Annotated in this window: 18 protein-coding genes; 9 read left to right on the top strand and 9 right to left on the bottom strand. The window is 72.1% G+C overall.

What is annotated here, in order from left to right; all coding sequences use genetic code 11:
- The first annotated feature begins 10 nt into the window (after positions 1 to 10).
- The 4 genes from ACWGJM_RS00500 (at position 11) to ACWGJM_RS00485 (ending at position 2,680) form a co-directional block, all read left to right on the top strand.
- Positions 11 to 526 carry a YbaK/EbsC family protein gene (locus tag ACWGJM_RS00500; RefSeq protein WP_453409446.1) on the top strand — a complete coding sequence of 172 codons (516 nt, stop codon included), beginning with the start codon at positions 11 to 13 and terminating at the stop codon, positions 524 to 526.
- Positions 523 to 1,368 (top strand): EamA family transporter, encoded by an 846-nt coding sequence (locus ACWGJM_RS00495; RefSeq protein ID WP_453409445.1) that lies wholly within the window; start codon positions 523 to 525, stop codon positions 1,366 to 1,368. The genes ACWGJM_RS00500 and ACWGJM_RS00495 overlap by 4 nt, the downstream gene beginning before the upstream one ends.
- A gap of 60 nt (positions 1,369 to 1,428) precedes the next feature.
- Positions 1,429 to 2,319, top strand: coding sequence for an NAD(P)-dependent oxidoreductase (locus tag ACWGJM_RS00490; RefSeq protein WP_453409444.1), 891 nt, complete (start codon positions 1,429 to 1,431; stop codon positions 2,317 to 2,319).
- Positions 2,320 to 2,407: 88 nt separating this feature from the next.
- The gene (locus ACWGJM_RS00485; RefSeq protein WP_453409443.1) at positions 2,408 to 2,680 is read left to right on the top strand and encodes a DUF1876 domain-containing protein; all 273 of its coding nucleotides are present in this window, start codon (positions 2,408 to 2,410) and stop codon (positions 2,678 to 2,680) included.
- A 45-nt stretch (positions 2,681 to 2,725) separates the two neighbouring features.
- On the opposite strand, the gene ACWGJM_RS00480 is transcribed toward ACWGJM_RS00485, so the two are convergent.
- The 6 genes from ACWGJM_RS00480 to ACWGJM_RS00455 all read right to left on the bottom strand — a co-directional run bounded on the left by ACWGJM_RS00480 (position 2,726) and on the right by ACWGJM_RS00455 (position 7,583).
- Positions 2,726 to 3,901, bottom strand: coding sequence for a serine hydrolase domain-containing protein (locus tag ACWGJM_RS00480; RefSeq protein WP_453409442.1), 1,176 nt, complete (start codon positions 3,899 to 3,901; stop codon positions 2,726 to 2,728).
- A gap of 77 nt (positions 3,902 to 3,978) precedes the next feature.
- Complete coding sequence (locus ACWGJM_RS00475) at positions 3,979 to 4,425, bottom strand: organic hydroperoxide resistance protein (RefSeq protein ID WP_453409441.1); 447 nt, start codon at positions 4,423 to 4,425, stop codon at positions 3,979 to 3,981.
- A 99-nt stretch (positions 4,426 to 4,524) separates the two neighbouring features.
- Complete coding sequence (locus ACWGJM_RS00470) at positions 4,525 to 4,989, bottom strand: MarR family winged helix-turn-helix transcriptional regulator (RefSeq protein WP_453409440.1); 465 nt, start codon at positions 4,987 to 4,989, stop codon at positions 4,525 to 4,527.
- Positions 4,986 to 5,771, bottom strand: a complete 786-nt coding sequence (locus ACWGJM_RS00465; protein WP_453409439.1) for an energy-coupling factor ABC transporter ATP-binding protein — start codon at positions 5,769 to 5,771, stop codon at positions 4,986 to 4,988. The genes ACWGJM_RS00470 and ACWGJM_RS00465 overlap by 4 nt, the downstream gene beginning before the upstream one ends.
- The gene (gene cbiQ / locus ACWGJM_RS00460) at positions 5,759 to 6,520 is read right to left on the bottom strand and encodes a cobalt ECF transporter T component CbiQ (protein WP_453409438.1); all 762 of its coding nucleotides are present in this window, start codon (positions 6,518 to 6,520) and stop codon (positions 5,759 to 5,761) included. The genes ACWGJM_RS00465 and cbiQ overlap by 13 nt, the downstream gene beginning before the upstream one ends.
- Before the next feature lies 1 nt (position 6,521).
- Positions 6,522 to 7,583: an energy-coupling factor ABC transporter permease gene (locus ACWGJM_RS00455; protein ID WP_453409437.1), complete on the bottom strand. Its 1,062-nt coding sequence runs from the start codon at positions 7,581 to 7,583 to the stop codon at positions 6,522 to 6,524.
- Positions 7,584 to 7,725: 142 nt separating this feature from the next.
- Between ACWGJM_RS00455 and ACWGJM_RS00450 the strand changes: the two genes are divergently transcribed.
- Positions 7,726 to 8,073 carry an SsgA family sporulation/cell division regulator gene (locus ACWGJM_RS00450; RefSeq protein ID WP_453409436.1) on the top strand — a complete coding sequence of 116 codons (348 nt, stop codon included), beginning with the start codon at positions 7,726 to 7,728 and terminating at the stop codon, positions 8,071 to 8,073.
- Positions 8,074 to 8,080: 7 nt separating this feature from the next.
- Here the strand turns inward: ACWGJM_RS00450 and ACWGJM_RS00445 are convergent, their stop codons facing one another.
- The 3 genes from ACWGJM_RS00445 to ACWGJM_RS00435 all read right to left on the bottom strand — a co-directional run bounded on the left by ACWGJM_RS00445 (position 8,081) and on the right by ACWGJM_RS00435 (position 13,336).
- Positions 8,081 to 9,748: a penicillin-binding transpeptidase domain-containing protein gene (locus ACWGJM_RS00445; protein ID WP_453409435.1), complete on the bottom strand. Its 1,668-nt coding sequence runs from the start codon at positions 9,746 to 9,748 to the stop codon at positions 8,081 to 8,083.
- Positions 9,749 to 9,853: 105 nt separating this feature from the next.
- On the bottom strand, positions 9,854 to 11,473 hold the full coding sequence (locus ACWGJM_RS00440) for a penicillin-binding transpeptidase domain-containing protein (protein ID WP_453409434.1): 1,620 nt from the start codon (positions 11,471 to 11,473) through the stop codon (positions 9,854 to 9,856).
- Positions 11,474 to 11,599: 126 nt separating this feature from the next.
- Positions 11,600 to 13,336 (bottom strand): dolichyl-phosphate-mannose--protein mannosyltransferase, encoded by a 1,737-nt coding sequence (locus tag ACWGJM_RS00435; RefSeq protein WP_453409433.1) that lies wholly within the window; start codon positions 13,334 to 13,336, stop codon positions 11,600 to 11,602.
- Positions 13,337 to 13,472: 136 nt separating this feature from the next.
- On the opposite strand from ACWGJM_RS00435, the gene rsmI reads away from it, so the two are divergent.
- The 4 genes from rsmI (at position 13,473) to ACWGJM_RS00415 (ending at position 17,460) form a co-directional block, all read left to right on the top strand.
- A complete protein-coding gene (gene rsmI, locus ACWGJM_RS00430) occupies positions 13,473 to 14,324 on the top strand; it encodes a 16S rRNA (cytidine(1402)-2'-O)-methyltransferase (RefSeq protein ID WP_453409432.1) in 852 nt (283 codons plus the stop codon).
- A gap of 243 nt (positions 14,325 to 14,567) precedes the next feature.
- Entirely contained in the window at positions 14,568 to 14,990 is a 423-nt protein-coding gene (locus tag ACWGJM_RS00425) for a hypothetical protein (protein WP_453409431.1), read from the top strand.
- A gap of 34 nt (positions 14,991 to 15,024) precedes the next feature.
- On the top strand, positions 15,025 to 15,933 hold the full coding sequence (locus ACWGJM_RS00420) for a TatD family hydrolase (RefSeq protein WP_453409430.1): 909 nt from the start codon (positions 15,025 to 15,027) through the stop codon (positions 15,931 to 15,933).
- A 132-nt stretch (positions 15,934 to 16,065) separates the two neighbouring features.
- Complete coding sequence (locus tag ACWGJM_RS00415) at positions 16,066 to 17,460, top strand: ubiquitin-like domain-containing protein (protein ID WP_453409429.1); 1,395 nt, start codon at positions 16,066 to 16,068, stop codon at positions 17,458 to 17,460.
- The last annotated feature ends 27 nt before the right edge of the window (positions 17,461 to 17,487 follow it).

Genomic DNA, 17,487 nt, shown 5'->3' with positions numbered 1-17,487 from the left:
CGTGCCCCGCATGACGACGACAACCGCCACTGACGCCGACGGCACCCCGGCCCACCCGCGTTTCGCCGCCGCCCTGGACGAACTCGGCCTCGGGGAGCTCCGCTCCCGCATCCGCCGCTTCCCGGAGGCGACCCGCACGGCCGGTGAGGCCGCCGCCGCGATCGGGTGCGAGCTGAGCCAGATCTGCAAGTCGCTGATCTTCGCGGCGGACGGGGTGCCGGTACTGGTGCTCATGGACGGGGCCTCGCGGGTGGACGTGGAGCGGGTACGCGCCGAACTCGGTGCCGCTCGCGTCACCCGGGCCAAGGCCGAGGTGGTACGGGAGACGACCGGGTACGCCATCGGCGGGGTGCCGCCCTTCGGGCACCGGACCCGGACGCGGGTGCTCGCCGACCGGCAACTCCTCGACCACGACCTCGTCTGGGCCGCCGCCGGAACCCCGTACACCGTCTTCCCCATGGCACCCGGGACGCTGGTCGCCCACGCCGGAGCCACCCTCGTGGACGTGCGCGAGCCCACTTCGTGACACCGCTGGTCACCTCCGCCGTCCTGCTCGCCGCCGTCACCCACGCCTGCTGGAACGCCATCGCGCACCGGATCACCGACAAGCTCGTCGGCTTCACCCTCATCCTGACGGGCGGCGTGCTGATCGGGCTGGTCCTGGCGTGCTTCGCCACAGCCCCGGCGGGGCGGGCGTGGCCTTATCTGATCGCCTCGGCGGGCATCCACTTCGTGTACGTCGTTCTGCTGATGACCTCCTTCCGGCTGGGTGACTTCGGGCAGGCCTATCCCATCGCCCGCGGCTCGGCGCCGCTGGTCGTCACCGTGTTCGCCGCCGTCTTCGCGCACGAGGTGCCCGACGGATGGGCCGCGGCGGGGGTCGCGCTGTCCTGCGCGGGGCTGACCGGGGTCGCCGTGTGGGGGCTGCGCGGACGGCGGCCCGACTGGGCGGCGATCGGGGCGGCCCTCGCGACGGGGCTGTCCATCGCCGCGTACACCGTCGTCGACGGGCTCGGCGTGCGGACCTCCGGCTCCGCCCTCGGGTACATCGCCTGGCTGATGGTGCTCCAGGGGCTGTGGATCTCCGGATACGCGGTCTGGCGGTGGCGCGGGGAGACGGTCGCCGTCCTGCGGCCCAGCGCCGCCCTCGGTCTGCTCGGCGCCGCCCTCTCCGTCGCCGCCTACGGCCTCGTCCTGTGGGCCCAGACACGGGCCGAGCTGGCGCCCATCGCCGCCCTCCGGGAATCCTCGATCATCGTCGGCGCGGCCATCGGGGCACTGTTCTTCAAGGAGCGCTTCGGCCTGCCCCGGATCGCCGCCGCGGGGCTCATGGTGCTCGGCATCGGGCTGATGCTGCACGCCGGATAGCGGGCGTGTCCCTGCCGTCTACGGGAAGCTGAGGCCTGTACGGCGACATGGGAACAGGAAGTGACCGCCATGACCGACAAGCTCACCGTCAGCGTTCTGGGCACCGGCATCATGGGTGCCGCGATGGCCCGCTGCATCGCCAGGGCCGGACACGCCGTCCGCGCCTGGAACCGCACCCGCGCCAAGGCCGAGCCGCTTGCCGCGGACGGCGCGTACATCGCCGGCACGCCCGACGAGGCCGTCGAGGGCGCCGACGTCGTGCTGACCATGCTGTACGACGGCGACGCGGTCCGGGAGGTCATGCGCGAGGCCCTTCCCGGCCTGCGCTCCGGCGCCGTCTGGGTGCAGTCCACCACCGCCGGGCTCGAGGCCGTCGCCGACCTGGCCGGTTTCGCCCGCGAGCACGGCCTGGTCTTCTACGACGCCCCGGTGCTGGGCACCCGCCAGCCCGCCGAGGCCGGACAGCTGACCGTGCTGGCCGCCGGGCCCGAGGAGGGGCGCAAGACGGTCACGCCCGTGTTCGACGCGGTCGGAGCCCGTACCGTGTGGGCCGGTGAGGACGCGGCGGCGGCCGGGGCCACCCGGCTGAAGCTGGTCGCCAACAGCTGGGTCCTGGCGGCCACCGCGGCGGCCGGCGAGGTGCTGGCGCTGTCGAAGGCGCTCGGCGTGGACCCGCAGAGCTTCTTCGACCTCATCGAGGGCGGCCCGCTCGACATGGGCTACCTGCGGGCCAAGTCCCAGTTGGTGCTCGAGGGGCGGCTGACACCGGCCCAGTTCGCGGTGGCCACCGCCGAGAAGGACGCCCGGCTGATCGTCCGGGCCGGCGAGCGGGGCGGCGCCCGTCTCGACGTCGCGGAGGCGGCCGCCGAGCGGTTCGCGCGGGCCGCCGCACAGGGCCACGCGGACGAGGACATGGCCGCCGCGTACTTCGCCAGCTTCGACGAGAAGTGACGGACCCGGCCTGCGCGGTGGCGCCCCGACGTGACGGCGCAGGCCTTCGAGGAGCACTCTGGAATCAATGGTTCCGGAGGTGGTCGACATGCGTACCGCAGTGGGATGGCACATCGAGCTCGAGTTCGAGGAAGACGAACAGCACACGCGGGCGGCGGCCCTGGTCCGCTTGCCCGACGGCACGGAGGTGCGGGCGCACGGCCACGCCAGCCGCCACCGCACCGACGCCAATCAGCCACGGGTCGGCGAGGAGATAGCGGGCGGCCGCGCCCTCAACGACCTGGCCATGCAACTGCTGACCAAGGCCCACGGAGAGATCGACGAGGCGTCCGGACGGACGTCTCACGCGATCAACGTGTGAGTGGCGCACTTGCAGGCGGGCGGTAGGACCTGTCGGCGCCGGCTGTCAGCGGGCGGCCGGCAGGGACTGCCGCACCGCCCGCACCAGTGCCTGCGCCCGCGGATCCGCCGTCACGCTCTGGCGCAGGCCGTTGGTGACGTAGCCGAAGGCGAGCCCCGCCCCGGGGTCGGCGAAGCCGAGGGCCCCGCCCCGGCCGGGGTGGCCGAAGGAGCCGGGGGTCAGGAGCGGGGACGCGCTGCCGTGCAGCATGTAGCCGAGGCCGAACCGCGTCTGCACCACGAGCACGCGGTCGGCTCCGTGGGAGCGCCCGGTGCGCGCCAGGTCCGCCGTTTCCGGGGTGAACAGGCGCGCGCCGCCGTCCACCTCGCCGATCAGGGACGCGTAGCAGCGTGCCAGGCCGTCGGCGGTCGCGATGCCGTTGGAGGCGGGCAGGGCGGCGGCGCGGTAGGCGGGGGAGTTCTCGTCGGGCATCGGGGTGATCGCGGCGAAGGCACGGCGGGTCAGGGAACCGGGGTCGGCGTACGCCTCGGCGACCGCGCGCTTCGGGCGGGTCTTCAGCGCGCCGGCCGTCTCGGGGGCCTCGACCGGGCCGATCCGGCCCACGCGGCCGGCCTCCGCCTCCGGCAGGCCCACCCACAGGTCGGCGCCGGCCGGCCCGGCGATCTCCGCGGCGATCCACTCGCCGATCGGGCGGCCGGTGACCCGGCGGAGCAGCTCACTTGTGAGCCAGCTGTAGGTCTGCGCGTGGTAGCCGTGGTCGGTGCCCGGCTCCCACGCCGGTGCCTGGGCGGCCACGGCCGCCGCGCCGAGGTCGGGGTCGGCGGCCTGCTCGGGCGTCAGCGGCCGGTCCAGCACGGGGACACCGGCCCGGTGCGCGAGCAGGTCCCGGACCAGGGTGCGCTCCTTGCCCGCCGCCTTGAACTCCGGCCAGTACTCGCCGACCGGGGCGTCCAGGTCCAGTTCACCGCGCTGGTGCAGGAGCAGCAGCGCGGCGGCGGCGACGCCCTTCGTCGCGGAGCGCACGATCTGGGCGGTGCCCCGCTCCCAGGGAGCCGTGCCGTCGACGTCCTTGGTGCCGGCCCACAGGTCGACGACCTTGTGCCCGTCCCGGTACACGGCCACGGCCGCGCCCCGTTCGCCCCGCAGCTCGAAGTTCGCCGCGAACGCCTCCCTGACCGGCTCGAAGCCCTCGGCCACCGCCCCGTTCACGTCCGCGTCCATGGTCCTGCACTTCCCCTCCGGCTCACCTTCGACAGTGGCGGCAACGCTGCCCCTGAGCCTGGGATTCCTGCGTTTCGCTAGCCGAGGACGATCGTTACATCGATGTTGCCGCGCGTGGCATTCGAGTACGGGCACACCTCGTGCGCCGCGTCCACCAGCTTGCCGGCGACATCCGGGTCGAGGACCGGCAGGGAGACGCTGAGGGCGACCGCGAGACCGTAGCCGCGGGTCTTGTTGGGGCCGATGCCGACCTTCGCGGCGACCGTGGAGCCGGTGAGGTCGTAGCCCGCCCGGTTGCCGACCAGGATCAGGGCGTTGTGGAAGCAGGAGCTGTAGCCGGCCGCGAAGAGCTGCTCGGGGTTGGTGCCGTTGCCGTCGCCGCCCAGCGCCGGAGGCATCGCGACCGTGAGGTCGATGTGGCCGTCCTGGCTGGTGACATAGCCGTTCCGGCCGCCGTGGGCGGTGGCTTCGGCGACGTACATGATCTTCGTCGGGCGGGTGTCGACAGCGGTGCCGTCAGTCATGGTCGGCCTTCCCCGGAACAGGTGCGCACAAGTACATCGTGCACAAGGTACTGGCCGGTAGGTCGGCTGTCTCCGGCCGGGGCAGGTAACTGCGGGTAACTACGATTGCCGGGTGGTGGCCGCTCGGGCGGTGCGTTCCGCGAGCCTCCACAGCTCCTCGCGCAACCGCGCGACTTCCGCCGCATCGAGCCCCGTCGTCGCCAGGAGTGTGCCGGGTACGCGCGCCGCGCGCTCACGCAGGTCCTCCCCGCGCCCTGTGCAGGCGACGAGTACCGAGCGCTCGTCCCGCGCCGAGCGCTCGCGGCGGACCAGACCCGCCGCCTCCAGCCGCTTCAGCAGCGGCGACACCGTGCCGTAGTCCAGGCGCAGGGCGCCGGCCAGCTCCTTCACGGTCGTCTCGCCGCGCTCCCACAGCACCAGCAGGACCAGGTACTGCGGGTAGGTGAGTCCGAGCTCGTCGAGGAGCGGGCGGTACGCAGCCGTCACCGCGCGCTGGGCGGCGTACAGCGCGAAGCACAACTGCTCGTCAAGGAGCGGCGACCCGGACTCCTCTTGATGTGTCACGCGCCCATTGTCACGGACCGCGGGTCGAAGCCGAAGGGCAGTTCCAGGCGATGGGCGCGCATCAGCGCGTCGTCGGACAGGAGCTCGCCGGTCGGGCCGTCGGCGACGATCACGCCGTCGCTGAGGATCAGCGAGCGCGGGCACAGCTCCAGCGCGTAGGGCAGGTCGTGCGTGACCATCAGGACCGTCACGTCCAGCGAGCGCAGGATGTCGGCCAGCTCGCGGCGGGAGGCCGGGTCGAGGTTGGAGGAGGGCTCGTCCAGGACGAGGATCTCCGGCTCCATGGCGAGCACGGTCGCCACCGCCACCCGGCGCCGCTGGCCGAAGGAGAGGTGGTGCGGCGGCCGGTCGGCGAAGTCCTGCATACCGACCCGCTCCAGGGCGGTGCGCACCCGCTCCTCCAGCACCGGCCCCTTCAGCCCGGCCGCCGCCGGTCCGAACGCCACGTCCTCCCGCACGCTCGGCATGAACAGCTGGTCGTCGGGGTCCTGGAAGACGATGCCGACCTTCTGCCGGATCTCGGCCATGTGCTTCTTGCCGACCGGCAGCCCGGCCACGGTCACCGTGCCGGCGCCGCCGCCCAGGATGCCGTTGAGGTGCAGTACGAGCGTGGTCTTGCCGGCACCGTTCGGGCCGAGCAGCGCCACCCGCTCGCCGCGCGCGATGGTGAAGTCCACGCCGAAGAGGGCCTGGTGGCCGTCGGGGTAGGCGAAGGCGAGGCCGGAGACCTCCAGGGAAGCGGCGGCCGCAGCAGTGGTCGAAGCAGTAGTCACAGCACCCATCCCAGCAGACAGACGACGAGGGCGGCCGAGGGGAGGGTGAGGGCGTACGACCACTGCGCCCGGGACGCGGTCACCTCGTCGATCACCGGCATCGAACCGGCGTACCCGCGGCTCACCATGGCCAGGTGCACGCGCTCGCCGCGTTCGTAGGAGCGGATGAACAGCGCGCCGGCCGACTTGGCGAGCACGCCCCAGTGCCGTACACCCCGCGCCTCGAAGCCGCGCGACTCCCGGGCGATCCGCATGCGGCGCATCTCGTCGGTGATGACGTCGCCGTAGCGGATCATGAAGGAGGCGATCTGCACGAGGAGCGGCGGCAGTTTGAGGCGCTGAAGGCCGAGGAGGAGCTCGCGCAGTTCGGTGGTGGACGCGAGCAGGACGGAGGCGGCGACGCCCAGGGTGCCCTTGGCGAGCACGTTCCAGGCGCCCCACAGGCCGTTCACGCTCAGCGAGAGCCCGAGGACATCGACCCGCTCGCCCTCCGCCACGAACGGCATGAGCACGGCGAAGGCGACGAACGGCACCTCGATCAGCAGCCGCTTCAGCAGAAAGCCGGCGGGCACGCGCGCGGCGTACGCCACCACGCCGAGCAGGACGGCGTACAGCCCGAACGCCCACATCGCCTCGCGCGGGGTCGACACCACGACCACCACGAAGGCGAAGGCGGCGGCCAGCTTGGTGTGCGGCGGCAGGGCGTGCACGGGGGAGTGCCCGTGCCGGTAGAGCCGGTGCGCGTGTCCGGCGCCCATCTCAGGAGGCCTCGACCGGTTCGCTCGTACGGCGGGCCCCGGCGGGATCGCCGCCGCGGCGCCTGCGGACCACCCAGAACACCGTGCTGCCCGCGACGACCGTGACCCCGACACCGATCACGCCCGCCAGGCCGCCGGAGAGACGGGTGTCCGAGATGTCCTTGACGCCGTAGCCGGCCAGCGGGGAGTCGGAGCTCGCGTGCCGCTCCGCCTTCTTGTCGATGCCCTTGTCGTGGGCGACCTTCTCCAGGCCGTCGGGGTTGGCGGAGGCGTAGAAGCTGACGAACCCGGCGAGCACGAGCGAGGTGACCAGGCCGGTGAGCCACAGCCTCCGGCGCGAGGTCCGGGCGGCGGCCGGTACCGGTGTCCCGGGGGCGTCGACCAGCTCGCCGTTCACGCGCAGCTTCAGCCGCTGCTGGAGACCGCGGGCGCCGTACACCAGGTCGGGCCGCACGGCGATCACGGCACCGACCGTGAGCGCGGTGATCGCGGCCTCGCCGATGCCGATGAGGACATGGACGCCGATCATCGCGGTGGCGACCTTGGAGAGGGCCACGTCGGTGGTGCCGCCCACTGCGTAGATCAGCGTGAAGGCGACCGCGGCGGCCGGCACGGACACCAGCGCGGCGACGAAAGAGGCGACGGTGACCGAGCGCCGCCGGCGCGGCAGCACCTTCACCAGGCCGCGGAAGACGGCGTACGACACCACGGTCGTGACGATCGCCATGTCGGTGATGTTGACGCCGAGCGCGGTCAGCCCGCCGTCCGCGAAGAGGATGCCCTGCATGAGCAGGACGACGGAGACGCACAGGACCCCCGTGTAGGGCCCGACGAGTATCGCGGCGAGCGCGCCGCCGAGCAGATGCCCGCTGGTGCCGGCCGCGACCGGGAAGTTCAGCATCTGCACCGCGAAGATGAACGCCGCCACCAGCCCGGCCAGCGGGGCGGTCCGTTCGTCGAGTTCGCGCCGCGCGCCGCGCAGGCTCACGGCGAGGGCACCGGCGGCGACCACGCCGGTGACAGCGGAGGTGGGGGCGTCGATGAATCCGTCAGGAACGTGCACCGTTTGATTTTAGTGGGTTGTTGCGAACCTCTTGCAAGAGCGAGTCGGCAGCGCGGAGCGCGCAATACGTGAGATATGCGACATTGGAGTAGAGGCGGACACACAGCTTCCGCACAGGTCACCGAAGGTAAGGGGCCGCCCGATGTCTGTAGTCGAGCAGTACGCACGCGCCCACATATTCACCGACGACGACATCCCGGAGGATCCGGCCGTGCCGGTGGTCCTTCGCTACGACCCCGATACCGACCCGCGTGCCGTACGGGTCGGCCTGCCCGGACCGCACGAGTGGACCCTCTCCCGGTCGCTGCTCGAGCAGGGGCTGCGGGTGCCGGTCGCGAGCGGGGACGTACGGGTGTGGCCGTGCGGCCGGGTGCAGGCCGTGGTGGAGTTCCACGACAAGCGGGGCGTCTCGGTGGTGCAGTTCGAGTCGAAGGCGCTGATCCGGTTCCTGCGCCGGACCTATCTGGTCCGCGAGCCCGTACGGGGCTGACCCGGGCTCAGCCGCCCATCTTCAGCAGCGAGGCCACGATCGGTCCCGCCGTGTCACCGCCGTGCCCGCCCGCCTGGACCACACCGGCCGCCACGAGGTCGCCGCGGTACGCCGTGAACCATCCGTTGGGCTTCTTCTGACCGTCGACCTCGGCCGAGCCCGTCTTGGCGCCGTAGTCGGGACCCAGTCCCGACATCGCCTTGGCCGCCGTGCCGTAGGCGGCCGTGTACCGCATGACGTCCTTCAGTTCGGACTGCGTCTTCGACGACATCGTGCGCGAGGCCTTCGCCAGTGTGCGGTGGTCCACGCTCGGGGACACCAGGTACGGCTGGTGGAAGACGCCCGTCTCCACCGTCGACGCCACCGAGGCCATGTTCAGCGGGTTCATGCGGACCCCGCCCTGCCCGATCAGCGAGGCACCCATCTGCGCGCCGCTCTGCACCGGGACGGAGCCGTCGAACGACGGGACGCCGATGGCCCAGTTGTTCATGCCGAGGCCGTAGACCTGCTGGGCCTCCTTCGTCAGGTCGCTGTCGGACAGCTTCGGCGCGAAGTTGATGAACGCGTTGTTGCAGGAGGCCCCGAAGCTCATCTTGAACGTGCCGTGCTTGATCTCGGAGTCGTCGTCGTTGTGGAACGTCCAGCCGGCGAGCTTGTACTTCTTGGGGCAGGGGTGCGACGCGTCCGGGGTGACGAGCCCCTTCTCGAACAGCATCGTGGACGTCACGATCTTCATCGTGGAGCCCGGGGCGAGGGAGCCCTGGAAGGCCGTGTTCCAGCCGTGGTCGGTGTTGGCCACCGCGAGGATCTCGCCGGTCGAGGGCCGCATGGCCACCACCGACGCCCGTTTCTGCTTGCCGACCTGCCGTTCGGCGGCGGCCTGGAAGGCGGGGTCGAGCGTGGTCTTCACCGTGCCCGGCGTGCCCTTGCTCAGCTCGATGAGCGTCTTGTCGGACAGCTTCGCCTTCGTCGACGCCTTGCCGCGGACCACGCGCAGCTCCACGCCCGCCTTGCCGCCCGCGACCTTGCCGAACTTCTCGCGCAGTCCGTCCAGCACTGTGCCCAGCGACGGGTACTTGGCGGCGGTCAGCTCCCCGCCGTCACGGTCCAGCGCCTTGACGGGCGGGGTGCCGGACTCGCCGGTGACCAGCGTGTCGCCGTCCTTCAGGTCGGGGTGGACGACGGAGGCGTGCCAGTCGACCAGCGGCTTGCCGTCGCTCTTGCGCCGGACGACGGTGAGCGTGCTGTCGTACGCCAGCGGCTTGCTGATGCCCTTGTACGACACCGTGCCCTTCACGGAGAACGGGACCTTGGCGCCGGTGCGGGTGCCCACGGTGAGCGTGACGCCCTTGACGTGGGCGTCCTTGGTGTAGCCGGTGAGCAGCGAGGTGGCGGCGCTCGAATCGTCGGTGGCGGCCGCCGCCCGGGTGACCTTGCCCTGCTGCCAGCCGGTCAGGAAGCGTTCGGCGGTGGTGCGCACCTCGGTTGCGGAGAGCGGGCCGGTCTTCACCGTCTTGTGCTCGGAGGCGGAGTGCGTACGGTCGTCGGCCGACGCGCCGCCGCCGTACAGCGCGTAGACACCGAAACCGGCGCCGCCGACGACCACGGCGATCATCCCGCCGAGCATGGCGGGACTGGTCTTCCGTCGCTCGGCGACGCGTCTTCTCTTGCCCACTGCTCTTCGATCCTCCGCGAATCCCCGGTGTCCCCGATGCCCTCTTAGCCCTCACACTCCCCAACGACGGCATCCACACTAGAGCCCCTTCCGGCGTGGGTGATCTCAGCCACCCGTCCGTAGCAGGGTTGCGACAATCGGACCGGCCGCGTCGATGCCGTGGCCGCCGTCCTGGGTCATCGCAGCGGCCGCGATGTCGCCCCGGTAACCGGTGAACCAGCTGTTGGACTTCGCCTGCCCGTCGACCTCGGCGGAGCCGGTCTTCGCACCGATGCTGCCGCTCGGGCCGAGGCCGGACATCACGCCGGCCGCGGTGCCGCTGGTGGCGGTGCGGTTCATCATCGCCCGGAGCTGGGCGACCGTGGCCGGCGACAGGCCGCGGGCCGTGGCGATGTCCCGCCCGTCCAGCTTCGGGGACACGATGACCGGCTGCCGGAAGGTGCCCGTCATCGCGGTCGCGGTCACCGACGCCATGTTCAGCGGGCTCATCTGGACCTGGCCCTGCCCGATCATGTTGGCGGCCGTGTCGGGGCCGCCGGAGGCCGGGACCCGGCCGTCGAAGGACGGGATGCCGACCCTCCAGTCGTCCTGCCCGAGTCCGAACCGGTCCTGGGCCTCCTTGGTGAGGGAGTCCACCTTCACCGAGTCCGCGAACTTCACGAAGGCGGTGTTGCAGGAGCGGGCGAAGCTGTCGGAGAGGGTGGCGTGCTCGTCGGGGGCCAGGTCCTTGAGGTTGCTGAAGGTCTGGCTCTGCCAGGTCGCGGTGGGCGGGCACGGGGCCGGTCCGGTGGCCTTGGTGATGCCGTTGTCGATGAGGGTGGCGGCGCTGATGATCTTCATGGTGGAGCCGGGGGCCAGCTCGCCGAGGAAGGCGGCGTTGAAGCCGTCGTTCCGGTGGTTGGCGACCGCGAGCACCTCGCCGGTGCTGGGCTTGACGGCCACCACCGACGACTCGGCGTACTTCTGCACGGCCGTCTCGGCCGCCGCCTGGACGCCGGCGCTGAGTGTCGTCCGGAGCTTGCCCTCCTTGCCCTTGGCGAGGGTGAGGAGGGTGGTGTCGGCGGCGTTCTGGTCGGCGTGCTTGATCACCAGCTCGACGCCGGGCGTGCCGCCCGCCTTGTCGCCGTACCGGCCGCGCAGCTCGTCCAGGATCGGCCCGAGCGAGGGGTACTTCTCCTTCGTCAGCACCTTCCCGTCGCGGTCCACGGCCTCGATGGGCGGTGTCGCCGCGTCGCCCGTGACGAGCGTGTCGCCCTTGCGCAGCTCGGGGTGGACGACGGACGGCCGCCAGTCGACCAGCGGCCGGTGCGTGGTCTCGCCGCGTACCACCGTCAGCCGGCTCGCGTAGTCGAGGGCCTTGGACTTCCCGTCGTACGACACGGTCGCCTTCACCGTGAACGGCACGGTGTCCCCGCGCGCGGTGCCGGGCGTGATGCGGACCTCGGTGATGTGCGCGGTCTGCCCGTACGCCGTCAGCAGCGACTCGGCGTCCTCCGGGTAGTTCGTGTACGAGGCCGCGGTCGCCGCCCTCCCCTTCTCCCACGCCGCGAAGAACTTGGCGGTGGTGTCCTTCACCTCGCCCTTGTCCGGCGGCCCGGTCTTCACGGCCGCCGTCCCCCCGCCGTCGTGCAGCGCGGAGAGGACGTTGTACCCCGCGTACCCCGCCCCGCCCGCCAGCAGCACGACCACGCCGCCTATGACGGCGACCTTGACCCCCTTGCGCATCCCGCGCGCTCCTCCCCCGTTTCCGTTACTTCCCGTGCCCGCACTGTAAGTGGCATGAGGGGGTCCTGTGAGGAGAGTTTTCGGAACGGTGTCCGAACGGAGATCAGGGATGTGCCCGCATGTGGCTTAGACCCAGGTATCCAGCCACATACGTGAACGCCACTCGTCGAGCGGGATCGCCGTCCCCGTGTACAGCGGCCAGAAGTAGATGAAGTTCCAGGCGATCAGGAGGACCAGTACGCCCGCTCCCGTCGCGCCGATCACCCGGCGGGTGTCGGTGGATCTGGCGGGGCCGATGATCGCGCCGATCAGCATGGCCACCGCCAGGCAGAGGAAGGGGACGAAGACGACGGCGTAGAAAAGGAAGATCGTGCGCTGCTGGTACATGAACCAGGGGAGATAGCCGGCCGCGATGCCGCAGGCGATGGCGCCCGCGCGCCAGTCGCGGCGGAAGGCCCAGCGCCACAGGACGTAGAGGATGGCCAGGCAGGCCGTCCACCACAGCAGGGGCGTGCCGATGGCGAGGACCTCGCGGGCGCACTTCTGGCCCGCGTCGGCCGGGCAGCCGTCGGCGCCGGGGGAGGGGGACTCGTAGAAGTACGAGACCGGGCGGCCCAGGACGATCCAGCTCCACGGGTTGGACTGGTAGGTGTGCGGCGAGGACAGGCCGACGTGGAACTTGTAGACCTCGTGCTCGTAGTGCCACAGGCTGCGCAGCCAGTCGGGCAGGAAGGTCCAGCTGCCGCCCTTGCCGTCGGTGGCGGCCCAGTTGCGGAAGTAGCCGCCGGAGCCGTCGGCCGGGGAGAGGATCCAGCCGGTCCAGGAGACGAGGTACACGCCGATGGCCACCGGGACCGTGGCCAGGAAGGTGAGGCCGGTGTCGTACTTGAGGACGGCCCGGTAGGGGTGCCAGGCGCCGGCCACCTTGCGGGCGCCGACGTCCCACAACAGCGCCATCAGGCAGAAGGCGGCCAGGATGTACAGGCCGTTCCACTTGGTGCCGATCGCGAGGCCGAGCAGCACGCCGGCCGCCCAGCGCCAGGGGCGCCAGCCGAAGCGGAGGGTGTCGGCCACGTCGGCGTCCGGGCGCAGGCGGCCGTCGGCGTCGACGGGCAGCGCGGCAGCGAGCCGCTCGCGCGTTCGGTCCCGGTCGATGATCAGGCAGCCGAACGCGGCCAGCACGAAGAACATCAGCACGCCGTCGAGCAGCGAGGTCCGGCTCATCACGAAGTGCAGGCCGTCCACCGCCATCAGCCCCCCGGCCAGGCAGCCGAGGAACGTCGAGCGGAACATGCGGCGGCCGATGCGGCACAGCAGCAGGACCGAGAGCGTGCCGAGCAGCGCCGTCATGAAACGCCAGCCGAACGGGTCGAAGCCGAAGACCAGCTCACCGAGCCCGATGACGTACTTGCCGACCGGCGGATGCACCACGTACGCCGCGTCCGTCGGGACGGCGACGTGGCCGTTCGCCTGCACGATCAGGTCGTTGGCGTTCTTGTCCCAGTTGACCTCGAAGCCGCGGTGGACGAGCGCCCAGGCGTCCTTGGCGTAGTACGTCTCGTCGAATATCACCTTCTTCGGGCTGCCCAGGTTCCAGAACCGCATCAGGCCTGCCATCAGCGTCACCAGCACCGGACCGGCCCAGCCCGACCAGCGGCTGATGCGCGTGGCGATCTCCGGCACGCCCAGGGCCGCCCACAGACGGGGGCTGGGCTGGGCGTACGGCGGCACCAGCCGGTCGCGGAGATCGCTTGTCGGCCCCGCCGTGTAGCCGAATCGGCGCAGCCGCTGCTGCCACGCCGGCCGCTCGTCGTGCGGGGCCCGGCCCTGCCGGATGTCCGTGGAGGACGCGGTACTGGTCACCGCGCCATCGTAGGGAACCGTTCTGTGTGAGTCCCGTGCATGGGTGGTACAGGTCCGGATGCGTCCGCCTCCGCCGGCCCGCCGAAGCCCCGCCGGGCCGCCGAAAGCCCCGCCGGGCCCCTGAGAGGATGGCGGGGTGACTGGAACCCTTGTTTTGGCGGGCACCCCCATCGGCGACATCGCGGACGCGCCGCCCCGGCTGGCCGAGGAGCTGGCCGGCGCCGATGTCGTCGCCGCCGAGGACACGCGCCGGCTGCGCCGGCTGACCCAGGCCCTCGGCGTGACGCCCAAGGGGCGCGTGGTGTCGTACTTCGAGGGCAACGAGTCCGCCCGGACACCGGAGCTGGTCGAGGAACTCGTGCACGGCGCGCGGGTGCTGCTGGTGACGGACGCCGGGATGCCGTCGGTCTCCGACCCCGGGTACCGGCTGGTCGCCGCGGCCGTCGAGCGGGACGTCCGGGTCACCGCCGTCCCCGGGCCGTCGGCCGTGCTCACCGCGCTCGCCCTGTCGGGGCTGCCCGTGGACCGGTTCTGCTTCGAGGGCTTCCTGCCGAGGAAGGCGGGGGAGCGGCTCACCCGGCTGCGGGAGGTCGCCGAGGAGCGGCGCACGCTGGTGTACTTCGAGGCCCCGCACCGCCTCGACGACACCCTCGCCGCGATGGCCGAGGTCTTCGGCGGCGACCGGCGGGCCGCCGTCTGCCGCGAGCTGACCAAGACGTACGAGGAGGTGCGGCGCGGCCCGCTCGCCGAGCTGGCGGCCTGGGCGGCCGAGGGGGTGCGCGGCGAGATCACCGTCGTCGTCGAGGGGGCGCCCGAGCGTGGGCCCGAGGAGCTGGACGCCGCGGAACTGGTGCGCAGGGTCCGGGTCCGGGAGGAGGCCGGGGAGCGCCGCAAGGAGGCGATCGCGGCGGTCGCCGTGGAGGCCGGGATCCCCAAGCGCGAGGTGTTCGACGCGGTCGTGGCGGCGAAGCGCGCCGAAGGGGTGTGAGAGGGGGTGTGAAGGGGCTCACACCCCCTCTGAGCAGGCCTCTTCTCCCATGAGCGTGCGCCCCATGGGCGGGCAAAGCACTGCCGCCCAAGGCAAAGCGCAGACCCCGCCGCCGGGCCGGTTTGGCAAGCGACGTCCAAATCGCCTCCAACAGTCGACAGGCCCTGCTGCGTTCACGTCGGCGGAAGAGTCCACTGGTCGCAGGGACGCACCTGTCCCTCGCCCCCAAGGGGAGGAGCTGGCATGAGTGAGATCGCTGGGCAGACCGGCCCGCGCGGTACCGCGACCGCAGTCGTACACGAGTCGTATTCCTTCGCCTGCATGCGGTGCGGGCACGGCTGGGAACAGTCGTACGAGATAGAGCACCACATGGACGCCGACGGCCACGAGTTCGTCATATACGTGGCAGCCGGCCAGGTCGTGCCGTCGCCGCTGAGCCGGCCCGCGTGCCAGAACTGCGACGGCCACGTGGTGCGGATCATGCGGGCGGGCCAGGTCTCGTCGGTACGCGGCGCGACCGAGCGGCACCACGTACCGCAGGCCGGACCGGTCGAGGCGCCGAAGGTCCCCGCAGGGGCCGCGGAGGCCGCGGAGGCCGTGGTCAAGCAGGACCACCACTGGCACCTGTCCGATCTCCTCCATCACTTCCAGCGCAAGGCGAGCTGACCGGCAGGGCATGCCCCTTTCGTAGGATCGGGGCATGCCTTCGAACGCCTCCGCCGCGGGCGGCCAGCACGACAAGCACGACAAGGACGCAGCACCGCCGCTCCCGGAACCCCTCCGGGTGCCCGTCGCCGACTCCCACACCCACCTGGACATGCAGTCCGGCACGGTGGAGGAGGGCCTCGCGAAGGCCGCGTCGGTGGGGGTGACGACGGTCGTCCAGGTCGGCTGCGACATCAAGGGCTCACGGTGGGCCGCCGAGACGGCGGCGGCGTACGACGGCGTCCACGCGACGGTCGCCCTGCACCCGAACGAGGCCCCGCGCATCGTCCACGGAGACCCCGACGGCTGGTCGAGGCAGGGCGCGCGGGAGCCCGGCGGTGACACCGCGCTGGACGAGGCGCTCGCCGAGATCGACCGGCTGGCCGGGCTGCCGCAGGTCAAGGGCGTCGGCGAGACAGGCCTCGACTACTTCCGCACCGGCCCGGAGGGCAAGGCGGCCCAGGAGCGGTCCTTCCGCGCCCACATAGAGATCGCCAAGCGCCGGGGCAAGGCACTCGTCATCCACGACCGCGACGCCCACGCCGACGTCCTGCGGGTGCTGAAGGAGGAGGGCGCCCCCGAGCGCACCGTCTTCCACTGCTACTCCGGTGACGCGGAGATGGCCGAGATCTGCGCCCGCGAGGGCTACTACATGTCCTTCGCCGGCAACGTCACCTTCAAGAACGCCCAGAACCTCCGCGACGCCCTCGCCGTCGCCCCGCTGGAGCTGGTCCTCGTGGAGACCGACGCGCCCTTCCTGACGCCGGTGCCCTACCGCGGACGGCCCAACGCGCCCTACCTCGTGCCCGTCACCGTGCGCGCCATGGCCGCCGTGCGCGGCATCGACGAGGAGACCCTGGCGACGGCGCTGGGCGCGAACACGGCCCGCGCCTTCGACTACTGACCGCCAGTTCGACGGGTTTCGTCACTTCGAGGGGCGACCGTCCGTAGTCGCGTCGCTTTGGAGAGTGACGCCCGCTCCGCTAGGTTCTGGGGGCCCGATCCGGACCCATCTGGCCTCCTGGAGCGTGTCGGCGTGAGCAAGTCGCAGTACGAGACGTACGGCCCGTACGGCCATGACGCCTCCGTGCAAAGCGCGGAGACCCCGCCGTACACGATGTACGAGGACACCTACCGGCCCGCTTACGAAGCCGAGGCGTACTTCGTCACCGAGCCGGTGCTGCCGTTGCCGAGGCGGGTGGCGAGCGTGCCCGAGACGGTGGCCCCGGAGCCCGACGCGCCCGCCGCGGCCGTGGCGCCCGCCGGCATCGTGGAGCCTGCCGCGGCCGGCGGGCGGGCCGCGCGCCGGCGCAGGGCGCGCTCCGCCGAGCGCCCGGAGTCCGCAGCCGTGCGCCGGCTGCTGCCGCAGGCGCTGGTCGTCGCCTTCCTCGCGGGCGGCACCACCGCGTTCGTCGCCAAGGACAAGGCGATCGAGATGGACGTCGACGGCAGACCGCGCACCCTGCACACCTTCGCCGACGACGTGAGCGAACTGCTGGCCGAGGAAGGCGTGCCGGTCGGCGCGCACGACGTGGTGGTGCCCGCCCCGGGCGCGGCACTGACCAGCGGCGACGAGGTCGAGGTGCGTTACGGGCGTCCCGTACGGCTCACGCTCGACGGGCACCGGCGCGAGGTGTGGACGACGGCGCACACGGTGCGGGAGGCGCTCGAACAGCTGGGGGTGCGGCCGGAGGGCGCGTACCTGTCGACCTCGCTCACCCGGCCCATCGGACGGGCCGGGCTCGCGCTCGACGTGCGCACCGAACGCACTGTCACGATCATGGCGGACGGCCGCGCCCGCACCATCCGCACCAACGCGGCGACCGTGGGGGAGGCGGTGACGGAGGCCGGGATCACCCTGCACGGCCAGGACACCACCTCGGTGCCGCACGGCAGCTTCCCGCGCGACGGGCAGACGGTGACCGTGCTGAGGATCACCGGTGCCAAGGAGGTCCGCGAGGAGGCGATCCCCTTCGACGTACGGCGGACGGCCGACCCCTCCCTGTTCAAGGGCACCGAGGTCGTCGAGCGGGCCGGGCAGCCGGGACTCAGACGGGTCACCTACTTCCAGAGGACCGTGAACGGGGTCAAGCAGCAGCCGCGCCGGGAAGGGTCCGAGGTGGTGCGCACGCCCCTGACACAGCTGGTGAAGGTGGGTACCAAGGCGCATCCCCCGTCCGTGCAGGGCGCCGAACACCTCGACTGGAAGGGGCTCGCGGCCTGCGAGTCCGGGGGACGGCCCGAAGCGGTGGACTCCTCCGGCACCTACGGCGGCCTCTACCAGTTCGACACCCGCACCTGGCACAGCCTCGGCGGCACCGGCCGCCCCCAGGACGCCCCGGCCGCGGAACAGACCTACCGGGCGAAGAAGCTGTACGTACGGCGGGGGGCCGCTCCCTGGCCGCACTGCGGGACTCGGCTGCACGGGTGAAGGGCGCGGGCCGCGGCCCCGTACCCT

The sequence above is a fragment of the Streptomyces sp. NPDC054834 genome, assembly GCF_053611185.1.
The sequence above is the reverse complement of the archived record's forward strand: the minus strand, read 5'-3'. Positions and strand labels throughout refer to the sequence as shown.